The organism is Kitasatospora sp. NPDC004723, from assembly GCF_040609255.1.
GTDB lineage: Bacteria > Actinomycetota > Actinomycetes > Streptomycetales > Streptomycetaceae > Kitasatospora.
This window is the reverse complement of the sequence record NZ_JBEXJT010000042.1, coordinates 38,917-52,200: the sequence shown is the minus strand read 5'-3', so window position 1 is coordinate 52,200 and position 13,284 is coordinate 38,917. Positions and strand designations below refer to the sequence as shown.

The window sequence follows — 13,284 nt, the reverse complement described above, 5'->3', positions numbered from 1 at the left end:
GCCGATGCGGCACAGTGGCCCCATGAGCGCGGACACGAGGAGTCACCCGGCCCCCGGGCGGACCGGCGCCGGGCGGCGGCGGCCGGTGCAGCAGCGCAGCCAGGAGCGCTACGAGCGGATCCTGGACGCCTGTGCCGCGCTGCTCGACCAGGCCGGGGCGGCGGCGCTCACCACCAAGGAGGTGGCCCAGCGCGCGCAGGTGCCGATCGGCACGCTCTACCAGTTCTTCGCGGGCAAGGAGGACCTGCTGGCCGCGCTCGCCGGCCGCAACCTCGACCGCTACCTGGACCGGCTCGACGGCCGGCTGCGCGCCGAGCCGCCCACCGGCCCGGCCGGATTCACCGACCTCGCGGTGGAGGAGTTCGTCGCGATGAAGCGCACGGTCCCCGGCTTCGGGCAGGTGGACTTCGGGTTCGCCGGTCCGGCCGCGCCGAGCGGTGTCCGGGACGACCGGCACCTGCTGGACACCGAGGTGGACAACAACACGGCGGTCGCGCTGCGGCTCCAGGCGCTCGGCGGCGAACTCTTCGCGGCGGCCGACCCGGTGGCCCTCACGCTCGGACTGCGGGTCGCGCTGGAGGCGGCGGACGCGGTGCTCAAGCTCGCCTTCCGCGGCGACCCGCAGGGCGATCCGGCGATGATCGCCGAGTGCAAGCGGCTGGTCCGCGGCTACCTCGTCGAGCAGCTCGGCCCGCACTGAGCCCGCGCGGACCGGAGCAGGCCCCCACGGGTCCGGTCGGGTCCCGGCGCGGCTCGCCCGGCCCTGGCGGAGCCGGCGAGCCGTTGCGGCCCGGGCGGGCCGGAAGCACAGTGGAGACAGAGGAACGGGGCAACGGCCGCCCCGCCGGTCCCGGCGTCCGCACACACCGCGAGGAGCACGACCATGCACGCAGCAGTAGGCGACCAGCTCCACATCCACAGCCGGGCGGTGGGCATGACCGACCAGAAGGGCGAGATCGTCGAGGTGCGCGGCCAGGACGGCCAGCCACCGTACGTGGTCCGCTTCGAGGACGGCCACACGGGCCTGATCTACCCCGGTCCGGACTGCAACATCGAACCCCGCGAGGCGATCCACTGACGCCACCGGCCACCGCCCCGCGCCCCTGCGGCCCGCGGCGGTGAGCCGTGCCGCTTCCGGCCGCCTTGGCCGCCTCGGCTGGCTCGGCCGCCGACGGCGCACCCGCGCTGCCGGGGCCGCTGGCCGCGCTCGCGCCGCTGCTGGAGCACTACGGCTACCCGGCGCTGGCCCTGTTCGTCCTGCTCGACAACTGCGCGATCCCCGCGCCCGGGCAGACCGTCCTGGTGCTGGCCGCCGTCTTCGCCGGCACCGGCCACCTGGACCTCGCCGCCGTGGTGGCGATCGCCTTCGCGGCGGCGGTGCTCGGCAACACCCTCGGCCATCTGATCGGCAGCACCGGCGGGCGCGCCTTCGTGCACCGCTGGGGCCGGTACGTGTGGCTCACGCCGGAACGCACGGCCCGCGCCGAGGTGTTCTTCGAGCGGCACGGCGGCAAGGTGGTGACGGTCGCCCGGTTCTTCGACGGGCTGCGGCAGACCAACGGCATCATCGCCGGGACGACCGGCATGCCGTGGCCCCGGTTCCAGGTGTTCAACGTGATCGGCGCCGCGCTGTGGGTGGGCGTGTGGGCCGCCGTCGGGTACCTGGCCGGCGCCCACGTCGGCACCGTCTGGCGGACGGCGGTGCGCTACCAGCTGTGGCTGCTGCTCGCGCTCGGCCTGCTCGTCGTCCTGCTCGCCGCCCACCGGCTGCTGCGCGGCCGCCGGGGGCGCGCGCGGTTGCGACGCGCGCCCCGACCGGTGAGCCTGGAAACGATCACCTGGGAGGCGAGGATGGCGGAACACGGGGCGCGCGGGGGTCCCGGGAGCGACGGGGCGCTGCGCATGCCCGCCAACCGGACCGTCGTGCTCGCCGTCCTGCTGGCCACCGTGCTGGTGCTGGCCGCGCAGGCGGCGGGCGGCACCAGCGCCCGGCTGGTGCTGCTGCTGGTGTTCGTCCCCGCGCTGCTGGCCGGTCTGGGCACGCTCGCCCAGACCGTCGCCGCCGCGGTCTGGGTCACCGGCGTCATCATCATCAGCTCGGTGTTCTTCCCCCCGGAGTCGGTCAACGGCCGGGCGCTGACGGTGGCCACCGTCGTCGGCTCGTCGGGCGTCGCGGTGGCGCTGTGCGCGCGCCGGATCCAGCGCGAGCGCGACCTGCACCGGATGCGGCAGAGCGCCGTCGCCCTCCAGCGCCAGCTGCTGCGCCCGCTGCCCGCCCTGACCTCCGACGTGCTGCTGCACGGCTGCTACCGGCCGATCGAGGAGGACGCCATGGTCGGTGGCGACCTCTACGACATCGCCGAGACGCCGTACGGCACCCGGGTGGTCATCGGCGACGTCCAGGGCAAGGGCCTGCCGGCGATCGGCACCGGCTTCGCCGTGCTCGGCGCCTTCCGCGAGGCGGCCTTCCGCGAACCCGCGCTCACCGACGTCGTCCTCGCCCTGGAGGACGCGGTCACCCGGCACAACACGTACGCGGCGCAGAGCGGCGAGGCCGAACGCTTCGTCACCGCCACCGTGTTCTGCCTGGACCGCACGGCCGCCGTCCAGGCGGTCAACTGCGGCCACCTCGCCCCGTACCTGCTGGCCGGCGGCGGCGCGACGGCCGTCCAGCTGTCGCCCGGCGTACCGCTCGGGCTCGCCGACCTCGCCGGGGAGGTGCGCACCGTCCAGTGGTTCGACCTGCCCGCCGACGGGACGCTGCTGCTGTTCACCGACGGGGTCACCGAGGCCGCGGACGGCAACGGCGTCTTCTATCCGGTCGAGCGGCGGCTGCCCGCCCTGGCCGGGCACACCCCGGACACCCTCCCCGAGGCCGTCGACGAGGACGTCCGCCGCCACAGCCGCGGCCGCCGCCGGGACGACCTCACGATCCTCGCCCTGCGCCGCAACCCGGCCCGCTCCGCGGCCCACGCCCCGGGCGACGCGACGCTCTAGCGGAGCGGGAAGACCTCGAAGGCGACGGCGAAGCGCGTCCCGAGGCGGGTGCCCGCGCCGCGGCCGACGCCCTCCAGGAAGCCTCGGGCGTCCGCCATCGCGCCGCCGAGGCCGGCCAGGTAGGCCTTGTGGGCCTCCAGCGAGGCGACGCCGCGGTCGAAGTGCTCGGTGGTGTCCGCCGCGTGCGCGGACTCGGGCGAGCCGGCCGCCCAGATCTCCTTGACCCCGTCCCACGGCTCGTACCCCTCGTCGACCAGCTCGCGGAAGACCCAGCGGTTGCCCGCGTCCCGCACGGCGTCCAGGGTGGCCCGGCCGACGGCGATGTGGTCGGCCTGGTTGAGGAAGACCCCGCCCCAGGTGTCGCGGAAGTTGCTGGTGATGACGATGTCCGGGCGGTGGCGGCGCACCGCGCGGGCGATGTCGCGGCGCAGCGGCAGGCCGTACTCGACGACGCCGTCCGGGTGGCCGAGGAATTCGACGGTGTCCACGCCGACGAGGGCGGCGGAGGCGATCTGCTCGGCCTCGCGCAGCGGGCGGCAGCGCTCGGGGTCCATGCCGTCGATGCCGGCCTCGCCGCTGGTGGCCATCACGTAGACGACCTTCTTGCCCTGGTCGGTCCAGCGGGCGACGGCGGCGGCCCCGCCGTACTCCATGTCGTCGGGGTGGGCGACGACCACCAGGGCGGTCCGCCAGTCCTCGTCGACGGGCTGGAGGGGCGTGGGTGCCTGCTGCTCGGTCATGGTGGTGCTGCCTTTCCGTGGTGCCGGTGCGTGCGGTTGTGCGGTCGTGCAGTTGTGCGGTCGTGCAGTCGTGCGACGGGGCGGCCGTGCAGTCATACGGCCATACGGTCACACCGGGCGTGACTCCAGAAGATCACCGGACGGCCCGTCGGGCGATCGCAGCGCGCGGTGACGGACTTGCCCCTGACGCGCGGGGCAGGGGTTAGCGTCCCCGCACCGCGCGGCGGAACGGCCGCCGCACGGCGAACCCACCGCCCCGCACACCCTGGAGTCCGATCGTGCCATCCTTCCCCAGTACCGTCCGCGAGATCCGGCTCGTCGCCGAGCCCGCCGGTCTGCCCACCCCCGAGAGCTTCGCCCTGGTCGAGGGCCCGCTCGCCGCGCCGGGCCCGGACGAGGTGCTCGTCCGCAACCGGGCCTTCCTCGTCTTCCCCGGTCTGCGCACCCTGATCGGCGGCGACTTCGCCGACGCGCCCTTCACCATCGGCCCCGGCGACGTGCTGGCCGGGCCCGCCCTCGGCGAGGTGCTGGCCGCACCGGCCGGCGGACCGCTGCGGCCCGGCGACCTGGTCACCCACCTGCTCGGCTGGCGCGACCACGCGGTGGCCGAGGCCGCCGCGTTCACCCGGGTGGCCGACGGCTTCCCCGACCCGCTCGCCCTGCTCTCCCCCGGCCTCACGGGCTACGGCGCGCTGACCCGGGCGGCGCGCGTCCGGGAGGGGGACGTCGTGCTGGTCACCGGCGCGGCGGGGGCGCTCGGCACGGTGTCCGGGCAGGTGGCCCGGCTGCTCGGGGCGGCCCGGGTGATCGGCACCGCCGGCTCGGCCGCCAAGGCACGGCGGCTGACCGAGGAGTTCGGCTACGACGCCGTGCTGGTGCGCGGGGCGGGGCCGATCGCCGGGCAGCTCGCCGAAGCCGCCCCGGACGGCGTCGACGTGCTGCTGGACATGGTCGGCGGCGAGCAGCTGACGGCGGCCGTCGACGCCGCCCGTCCTGGCGCGCGGTTCGCGCTGATCGGGACGCTGGCCGGGCAGATGGACCCGGCCCGGCGCGGCGCCGACGCGCCGGCCGTGGTGGACACCTTCCGGCTGCTCACCCGCAGCGTCACCGTGCACGGCGTCAGCGGGCAGCGGTACGCGGAGCTGGAGCCGGAGTGGCACGAGCGGCTCGGCGGCTGGCTGCGCGCCGGCGAGCTGGCCGTCCCCCGGACGGTCCTGCCGGGCATCGCGCAGGCGCCCGGGGCGTTGTCCCGGCTGATCGACGGTGACGTCTTCGGCGCCATGGTCGTGGAGCTGTAGGCAGGGACGCTCGGGGAGGGGCGGATGACGGGACGGATGAGGATCGGGGACGCGGCGGCGGCGGCCGGCACCACACCGCGGGCGCTGCGCTTCTACGAGGAGCGCGGCCTGCTGCCGCCGCCCGTGCGCACCGCCGCCGGGCAGCGCGAGTACGGACCGGACACGGTGACCAGGGTGCGGGTGATCCGGGCGCTGCTGGCCCTCGGGCTGACCGTCGAGGACCTCGCCAGCCGGGCGCACCGGCTGGACCTGCTCGCCGCGGACCCGCCGCGCAGTTGCGCGTCCGAGGGGGACTTCGGGCCGGACACCTTCGCCCCGGTGATCGAGCAGCGCCTCGCCGCCCTGGACGCGGAGATCGCGCGGCTGACCCGGCTGCGCGAGGCCCTGGCCCGGCACACGGGAACCGTCGAAGCGTAACCGCCCACCACTTCCAGAGAGTTCTCTGCAGAGACCCCTATGCAGAGAACTCTCTGCGTCCTACGATTCCGTCATGCCCACCGAGGAGAACCCCACCACCGACCGGCCGATGCGCCGCCTGGACGCGCGCAGCCTGCGCGGGCTCGCCCACCCGCTGCGGATGAAGATCTTCGAGCTGCTGAACCTCGACGGCCCGGCCACCGCCACCCGGCTCGCCGAGCGGCTCGGCGAGAACACCGGCACCGTCAGCTGGCACCTGCGCCACCTCGCCGAGCACGGGTTCATCGAGGAGGAGACCGGCCGCGGCACCAAGCGCGAGCGCTGGTGGCGGCGCGTTCCCGTCACCAACCAGCTCAACACCACCGACTTCCGGGACGACCCGGACTCCCGCGGCGCGGTCTCGCTCTACCTGCACGAACTCGTCGGCCAGTACTTCAGCCGGATCAACACCTACATCACCGAGGACTGGCCGGACGAGTGGCGCAGCGCCGGCACCATCTCGGACTGGAGCCGGCTGCGGCTGACGCCGGCCCAGCTCCGGGCGCTCAACGACGAGCTGTTCGCCGTCGTCCAGCGCCATCTGCCGGACCCGGACGCCGAGCCGGACCCGACGGCACTGCCGGTCGTCGTCCAGCTCCAGTCCTTCCCGCGCCGCCCGCAGCCCCCGGGCACCGGCGAACCCGGAAGCACCGCGAGCACCGCAAGCACCGCGAGCGCCGAGGCCGCCGAAAGCACCGAGGCCGCCGAGGGCCGGGCAGGGGGCGCCGAGTGAAGCGCGACGCCACCGCCCCCCGCAGCCTGCTGCGCCGCCACCGCGACTTCCGGCTGCTCTGGTGCGGCGAGACGGCCGGCAAGTTCGGCGCCTCCGTCACCGGCGTCGCCATGCCGCTGATCGCCGTCTCCGAACTGCACGCCTCCACCTTCGAGATCGGCCTGCTCAGCGCCGCCTCCTGGGCGCCCTGGCTGGTCATGGGCCTGCCCGCCGGCGTCTGGGTGGACCGCTTACGGCGCCGCCCGGTCATGCTGGCCGCCGCGGCCGTCTCGCTCGTCCTGTTCGCCGCCGTGCCCGTCGCCGGGTGGGCGGGCCGGCTCAGCGTCGGACTGCTGCTGGCCGTCGCCCTGCTCACCGGCACCGCGGCCGTCTTCTTCCAGACCGCCTACACCGCCTACCTGCCCGACCTGCTGTCCCCCGCCGACCAGCCCGAGGGCAACGCCAAACTCCACGGCAGCGCCTCCGCCGCCCAGATCGCCGGCCTCGGCTCCGGCGGCCTGATCGCCCAACTCGCCGGCGCCGCCAACGGCATGTTCGCCAACGCCGCGACCTTCCTGGTCTCGCTGCTCTGCCTGGGCCGGATCCGGCACCGTGAGACACCGCACGAGCCCGCCGCCGACCGCTCGCTGCGCCGCGAGGTCGGCGAGGGCCTGCGGCTGCTCACCGGGGACCCCTGGCTGCGCACCTTCGCCCTGTTCGCCGGCGCGTCCAACCTGGCGCTGATGGGCTACCAGTCGATCCAGGTCGCCTTCCTGGTCCGCGAGGTCGGCCTCGCACCGGGCACCGTCGGCGCCCTGATCGCGACGGTCAGCAGCGGCGGCGTCCTCGGTGCCTTCGTGGCCCGCCGGGTCTCCGCGCGGATCGGCACGGCGCGCGCGATGATCCTCTTCGAACTGGGCCTGTGCTCGTCCGCCCTGCTGATCCCGCTCACCGGTCCCGGCGCGGGCGTGCTCTGCTACGTGGCCGGCGGGTTCGGCATCTCGGTCGGCGTGGTGGCCGGGAACGTCATCAAGTCGGGTTTCCAGCAGCGCTACTGCCCGCCCGAGCTGCTCGGCCGGATCAGCGCCGGAGGGGCCGTGCTCAGCTACGGCACCATCCCGCTCGGCGCGCTGCTGGCCGGTGTCCTCGGCACCGTGCTCGGCCTGCGCCCCGCGCTGTGGATCACCACCGCCGGAGTGCCGCTGGCGGCGCTCGTCCTGCTCCTCTCCCCCGTCGGCCGCACCCGTGACCTGCCCTCCACGCCCCGCCCGGCCGACGCCCCGTTCCCGGCCCCGGAGACCGTGACCGCCTGACGCGGGTCCGGCGCCTCGCCGACGCGGCACCTCGCCGGGCCCGCGGGGCGCCGCCCCGGAACGCCCGCGCGTGCCGTGGCCGGGGCGGGCCGCGCGGGCGCCGTAGGTTGACGCCATGGCACAGGACGCGCCGGGTGGCCGGCTCTCACCCCCGAAGTGGCTGACCGCCGGGATGCGGCCGCAGCCGGCGCCCGTCCCGTGGGCGGCGGTGGCCCGGGCCGCCGCCGGGCTGGCGGCGCCGCTGGCCGTCGGGCTGGCGGCGGGCAGGCCCGCGTACGGGGCACTGGCGTCGATGGGCGCGCTGTCCGCCGTCATCGGCGACACCGCCGACGCCTACCGGATGCGGGTGTTCAACATCGCCGTGCCGCAGCTGTTCGGCGCCGCCGGCATCGCCCTCGGCACCCTGGTGTTCGGGCGCGACTGGACGGCCGTCGCCGTCCTCACGCTGGTCGCGCTGGTCTCCGGGATGATCTCCTCGATCGGCTCGGTCGCCTCCGTCTGCGGCCTGCTGCTCCTGCTCAACGCCGTCGTCGGCGCCGGCCTGCCGATGCCGCGCCCGTGGTGGACGGCGCCGCTGCTGCTGCTCGCCGGCGGGGCCGTGGTGCTGCTGCTCACCCTGTTCGCCTGGCCGCTGCGCGGCGGCCTGCCGGAGCGGGCGGCGGTGGCCGGCAGCTACCGGGCGGTCGCCGCGTTCGTCCGCGCCGCCGGCACCCCGGAGCACGACGAACGGCGGCTGGCCGTCACCCAGTCGCTCAACGCCTCGTACGACCTGCTGCTCGCCCACCGCACCCGCCGGCACGGCCGCTCGCCCGGACTGGCCCGGCTGATCGCCCGGCTCAACGCGCTGATACCGGTCGTCGAGGCGGCCTCCGCCGCCAAGCTGCGCCCGGTCGCCCGGCTCGGCCCGCTGCCGGAGGCCTACCCGGCCGCCGTCCTGGCGCTCGCCGACGCCGTCGAACGCGGCCGGGCCGCCCCCGCCCCGGGCGAGGACCCCGCCGCCTTCCTCGCCCTGCCACCGCCCACCGGCCCCTCCGAACGGGCCCTGGACCAGGCCCTGCGGTACGCGGCCGCCGTCGACGCCGAGCCCGGGCGCGCCGACGCCGACCCCGACCGGCTCGGGCGCCCCGCCGCCCCCGGCGAGCGGGCCCGGCGCGCGACCCGGGCGGCGCTGCTGTCCGGCGCGTCCTGGCGCTACGGCCTGCGGCTGGCGCTGTGCATCGGGCTGGCCCAGGTGCTGGTCTCGGTGCTGCCGGTGCCCCGCTCGTACTGGGTCGCGCTGACCGTCACCTTCGTCCTGAAGCCGGACTTCGGCTCAGTGTTCTCGCGCGCCGTGCTGCGCGCCTTCGGCACGGCCCTCGGGCTGCTGATCGCCGTCCCGGTGCTCGCCGAGGTGCCGCGCGGCTGGTGGGACGTGCCGACGGTGGCACTGCTGGCCACGCTGATCCCGGCGTTCTCCGCGAAGGGGTACGCCTTCCAGACGGCGGCCATCACCCCCGTCATCCTGCTGCTCTCCGACCTGCTCAACCACCAGGGCTTCGGACTGGTGCTGCCCCGGCTGTACGACTCGCTGATCGGCTGCGCGATCGCCCTGCTGGCCGGCTACCTGTGCTGGCCGGAGTCCTGGCACACCCGGATCGGCGACCGGCTGGCCGACGCCGTCGCGGACGCCTCCGGGTACGTGGCGCTGGCCTTCGCCGCCGCCCCCGGCCGCGACCAGCCGTCCCGGCCGCGCCGGCGCCGGCGGCTCTACCGGGACCTCTCCGCGGTCCGCTCCGAGTTCCAGCGCGCGCTCACCGAGCCGCCGCCGACCGGCACCCGGGCGGCGGCGTGGTGGCCGCTGGTGATCGCGGTGGAGCGGGTGGTGGAGGCGACCACCGCCACCCGGGTGCGGGTCGAGCACGGGGTGCCGGCGCCGCCCCCGCAGGAGGTCGCCGCCATCGCCGCCGACCTCGCCGCGCTGGCCGAGGCACTGCGGACCGGCACCCCGCTGCCGGCCCCCGAGGAAGCGACCGGGCCCGACCGCAGCACCGCCGACGACGTCCTCGCCCCGCTGCGCCGCGAGGTGCGCGCGGCCTGCGCCATCGCCTCGCCGGTCCTCGGCTGACCCGCCCGACCGGCCCGGTCAGTCCTGGATCCGCCGCCAGGGCCGGTCCGCCTCCAGCGCGAACGCGAGTTCCAGGAGCAGCCGTTCCTCGCCGTGGGCGGCCGACAGGTGGACGCCGATCGGCAGGCCGTCGGGGCTCGCGCCGGCCGGCAGGGCGATGGCGGGGCCGCCGGTGACGTTGTTGACCGGGGTGAACGCCACGTAGCGGGTGAGCCGTTCGATCAGTTCGTCGAACGCGACGTTCGGGCTCAGATGGCCGATCGGCGGCGCGACGTGCGCCAGCACCGGCGACAGGATCGCGTCCTGGGTGCGGAACAGCTCCGCGTACGTCCGCTCGGCCGCGCGCAGCCGCCGCACCACACCCGGGACCCGGGCGAACTCGCGGTGGAAGAGCCGCCGCAGGCCGGTGGTCAGCCCGTCCAGCCGGGACGCCCGGAAACCGGGGTCGACGACCAGCCGGCCGGTGGCGGCGATCAGGAAGGCGATGTAGCCCCAGTAGAGGACGAAGTCGCGGGAGAACTCCTCCCCGAACGGCAGCCGCACCTCCGTCACCCGGTGGCCCAGCGCGGCGAGCCGGGCGGCCGTCTCCTCGACCACCGCCCGGGTCGGCGCGTCGGTGGCCGCTGTCGGGGAGTCCACCACCAGGCCGATCCGCAGCCGGCGCGTGCCGGGGCCCTCGACCAGGCCGAGCGGGGGCAGCGCGAGGTTGCGGTGGTGGCGTTCGGCGGCGGCGAAGAACGCGGCGGTGTCGCGCACGGAGCGGGTCAGCACGCCGTCGGTGACCAGGTCGACCGGCAGCCGGCGGCCCTGGGCGTTGGGCACCGTCCGGCCGCGGGTGGGCTTGAGGCCGACCAGTCCGCAGCAGGCGGCCGGGATCCGTATCGAGCCGCCGCCGTCGTTGGCGTGCGCGATCGGGACGACGCCGGCGGCGACCAGCGCCGCCGCGCCGCCCGAGGAGGCGCCCGGCGAGTGCGAGGTCCGCCAGGGGTTGCGGACGGGGCGGGCCGCGGCGAACTCGGTGGAGGCGTTGAGGCCGAACTCCGGCAGCCGGGTCTTGCCGAGGACGGACAGTCCGGTGCCGAGGAACTGCTCGGCGAAGCCGGCGGTGCGGCGGGCGGGCTTGGCGCGGAAGGCCGAACTGCCCTGGCCGGTGGGCATGCCGCGCAGGTCGGTGTTGTCCTTGAGGTAGCTGGGCACGCCGTACAGCGGCGTGTCCGCCCCCGCGCCGGGCCCGCCGTGGCCGCCGTGGCCGCCGTCCACGCCGTACGGCCGGCCGTACGCGGCGAAGGCGACCGGGGCGAGCGCCGCGTCGACCCGTTCGGCCCGGGCCGCGGCGGCCGTCGCCAGCTCGGCGGGGCTCACCTCGCCGGACCGCACCAGGGCGGCCAGGGCCACCGCGTCGTGCTCCCCCAGCGCGTCGTCCCCGTAGGCGTGCACCCGCTCGTCGGCCATCCGGACTCCCCTTCCCTGCCTGCTGCCGGTCGGTGGCGGCACCCGCGGACACCTGCCTACCCGTCGGTAATGCCGTGCGAGCTGAGCAGTCTAGGGCGGAGCGGCCCCGGCGGACACCCCGTGTTCCGCACCGCGGACGGGCCGCCCGGGCGTCGGCGGCCCCGCCTTCCCCGCCGGTCCTCACGGCGAGTCCGCCGGACCCCGTGCTCGGCGGAGCCGGGGCGTGCCGAAACGCAGGGGCCGGGCGTCCAACAGCTCGTATACGCTGGCCGGACGAGGGCCGGCGCGGTGGGCCGACGCCCCGGGGCCGGCTCCGACGCAGCAGCACCCGACCGAAGCCCGCGTCACCACCGAAAGCTGGTCCGCATGATCGAGCTCGACTTCGACGCCGGCGGCTTCCGCCGCAACGGCGCACCGCACCGCATCGTCTCCGGCGCCCTGCACTACTTCCGGGTCCACCCGGACCTGTGGGACGACCGGCTGGCCCGGCTGCGCGCTCTCGGCGTCAACACGGTGGACACCTACATCCCCTGGAACTTCCACGAACTGCCGGACGGCGAGGTGGACTTCACCGGCTGGCGGGACATCGCCCGGTTCGTCCGGCTCGCCGAGCGGCACGGGCTGGACGTCATCCTGCGCCCCGGCCCGTACATCTGCGCCGAGTGGGAGTTCGGCGGCCTGCCGGCCCGGCTGCTGGCCGTGGACGGGATCCGGCTGCGCTGCTCCGACCCCGCCTTCCTGGCCGCCGTGGACGGCTGGTTCGACGCGCTGGTGCCGCAGCTGCTGCCGCTGCTGGGCAGCCGGGGCGGACCGGTGGTGGCCGTCCAGGTGGAGAACGAGTACGGGAGCTACGGCACCGACGCCGCCTACCTGGCGCACCTGCGGGACGGCCTGCTGGCGCGCGGGGTGGACTGCCTGCTGTTCACCGCCGACGGCTCCGAGGACTTCATGCAGCAGGGCGGCGCGATCCCGGGCCTGCTGGCGACCGCCACCTTCGGCTCCCGGGCCCCCGAGCGCTTCGAGGTGCTGCGCCGCCAACAGCCCGAAGGGCCGCTCGCGGCCATGGAGTTCTGGATCGGCTGGTTCGACCGGATCGGCGATCCGCACCACGTCCGGGACGCCAAGGAGGCCGCCGAGTCGCTGGACGAGCTGCTCGCCACCGGCGCCTCGGTGAACCTCTACATGGCGCACGGCGGTACCAACTTCGGCTTCTGGGCAGGCGCCAACCACTCCGGCACCGGACCGGACACCGCCGGCTACGAGCCGACCGTCACCAGCTACGACTACGACGCGCCGATCGGCGAGGCGGGCGAGCTGACCGAGAAGTTCCACGCCCTGCGCGCCGTCATCGGCCGGTACGTCCCGCTGCCGGAGGGCGAACTCCCACCCCGTCCGGCCCGGCTGGCGCCCCGTCGGCTCGACGGCGCGAGCGGCCGGGCCCGGCTGCTCGACTCCCTCGACGCCCTGTCCGCCCCGGTCCACCGCCCCGCTCCCGAGCCGATGGAGCGCCTCGGCCAGTCCTTCGGCCTGATCCACTACCGCACCCGCGTCCCCGGCCCGCGCCCCGAACTCCCGCTGCGCATCGACGGGATCGGCGACCGGGCACAGGTGTTCGCCGACGGCCGCCCGCTCGGCGTGCTGGACCGCAACGCCCCGGGCGCGACCCTCCCGCTCGCCACCGGTCCCGACGGGGTCGCCCTGGACATCCTGGTCGAGGCCCTCGGCCGCGCCAACTACGGGCCCCAGATGGACGACCGCAAGGGCATCCGGCGCGGTGTCTCGCACGAGCGCCAGCGCCTGCACGGCTGGGAGATCCGCCCGCTGCCGCTCACCGACCTCGGCCCGCTCGCCTTCCACGACGACGGCCCGGACCCCGTCGACGGCGATCCGGTCTTCCACCGCTTCGAGACCGGCCTCGACGCGGCCGGCGGCACCGGCGGCGCCACCGGCAACGCCCCCGCCGACGCCTTCGTCGCCCTCCCCGGCTGGGGCCGCGGCCTGCTCTGGCTGAACGGCTTCCTGCTCGGCCGCTACACCGACGAGGGCCCGCAGCGCACCCTCTACGCCCCGGCGCCGCTCTGGCGGCCGGGCCGCAACACCCTCGTCGTCCTCGAACTCGCCCGCCACGGCCGGTCGCTGGAACTCCGCGACGAGCCCGACCTCGGCCCCACCACCCGCGCCCCCAGCGCCGACTACTGAGCCGCCACCACCG

Annotated in this window: 11 protein-coding genes; 9 read left to right on the top strand and 2 right to left on the bottom strand. The window is 76.1% G+C overall.

Annotation, left to right across the window (positions count from 1 at the left end):
* Positions 1 to 22: 22 nt before the first annotated feature.
* The 3 genes from ABZW10_RS30090 (at position 23) to ABZW10_RS30080 (ending at position 2,997) form a co-directional block, all read left to right on the top strand.
* Positions 23 to 700, top strand: a complete 678-nt coding sequence (locus ABZW10_RS30090) for a TetR/AcrR family transcriptional regulator (RefSeq protein WP_355372017.1) — start codon at positions 23 to 25, stop codon at positions 698 to 700.
* 183 nt (positions 701 to 883) lie between these two features.
* Positions 884 to 1,078 carry a DUF1918 domain-containing protein gene (locus tag ABZW10_RS30085; protein ID WP_355372015.1) on the top strand — a complete coding sequence of 65 codons (195 nt, stop codon included), beginning with the start codon at positions 884 to 886 and terminating at the stop codon, positions 1,076 to 1,078.
* Between the two features lie 65 nt (positions 1,079 to 1,143).
* Positions 1,144 to 2,997, top strand: a complete 1,854-nt coding sequence (locus ABZW10_RS30080; protein WP_355372012.1) for a SpoIIE family protein phosphatase — start codon at positions 1,144 to 1,146, stop codon at positions 2,995 to 2,997.
* Here the strand turns inward: ABZW10_RS30080 and ABZW10_RS30075 are convergent.
* Complete coding sequence (locus ABZW10_RS30075; protein ID WP_355372009.1) at positions 2,994 to 3,737, bottom strand: PIG-L deacetylase family protein; 744 nt, start codon at positions 3,735 to 3,737, stop codon at positions 2,994 to 2,996. The genes ABZW10_RS30080 and ABZW10_RS30075 overlap by 4 nt on opposite strands.
* A 275-nt stretch (positions 3,738 to 4,012) precedes the next feature.
* On the opposite strand from ABZW10_RS30075, the gene ABZW10_RS30070 reads away from it, so the two are divergent.
* The 5 genes from ABZW10_RS30070 to ABZW10_RS30050 all read left to right on the top strand — a co-directional run bounded on the left by ABZW10_RS30070 (position 4,013) and on the right by ABZW10_RS30050 (position 9,620).
* Entirely contained in the window at positions 4,013 to 5,035 is a 1,023-nt protein-coding gene (locus ABZW10_RS30070) for an NADP-dependent oxidoreductase (protein ID WP_355372067.1), read from the top strand.
* Between the two features lie 36 nt (positions 5,036 to 5,071).
* Positions 5,072 to 5,452, top strand: coding sequence for a MerR family transcriptional regulator (locus tag ABZW10_RS30065; protein WP_355372064.1), 381 nt, complete (start codon positions 5,072 to 5,074; stop codon positions 5,450 to 5,452).
* A 73-nt stretch (positions 5,453 to 5,525) separates the two neighbouring features.
* Positions 5,526 to 6,224: a helix-turn-helix domain-containing protein gene (locus tag ABZW10_RS30060; protein WP_355372006.1), complete on the top strand. Its 699-nt coding sequence runs from the start codon at positions 5,526 to 5,528 to the stop codon at positions 6,222 to 6,224.
* On the top strand, positions 6,221 to 7,516 hold the full coding sequence (locus tag ABZW10_RS30055; protein WP_355372003.1) for an MFS transporter: 1,296 nt from the start codon (positions 6,221 to 6,223) through the stop codon (positions 7,514 to 7,516). Before ABZW10_RS30060 ends, ABZW10_RS30055 begins: the two co-directional genes overlap by 4 nt.
* A gap of 115 nt (positions 7,517 to 7,631) precedes the next feature.
* Positions 7,632 to 9,620 (top strand): FUSC family protein, encoded by a 1,989-nt coding sequence (locus ABZW10_RS30050; protein WP_355372000.1) that lies wholly within the window; start codon positions 7,632 to 7,634, stop codon positions 9,618 to 9,620.
* 18 nt (positions 9,621 to 9,638) lie between these two features.
* Here the strand turns inward: ABZW10_RS30050 and ABZW10_RS30045 are convergent, their stop codons facing one another.
* Positions 9,639 to 11,072 (bottom strand): amidase, encoded by a 1,434-nt coding sequence (locus ABZW10_RS30045; RefSeq protein WP_355371998.1) that lies wholly within the window; start codon positions 11,070 to 11,072, stop codon positions 9,639 to 9,641.
* 366 nt (positions 11,073 to 11,438) lie between these two features.
* Between ABZW10_RS30045 and ABZW10_RS30040 the strand changes: the two genes are divergently transcribed.
* Positions 11,439 to 13,271, top strand: a complete 1,833-nt coding sequence (locus ABZW10_RS30040; RefSeq protein WP_355371996.1) for a beta-galactosidase — start codon at positions 11,439 to 11,441, stop codon at positions 13,269 to 13,271.
* Positions 13,272 to 13,284 lie beyond the last annotated feature (13 nt).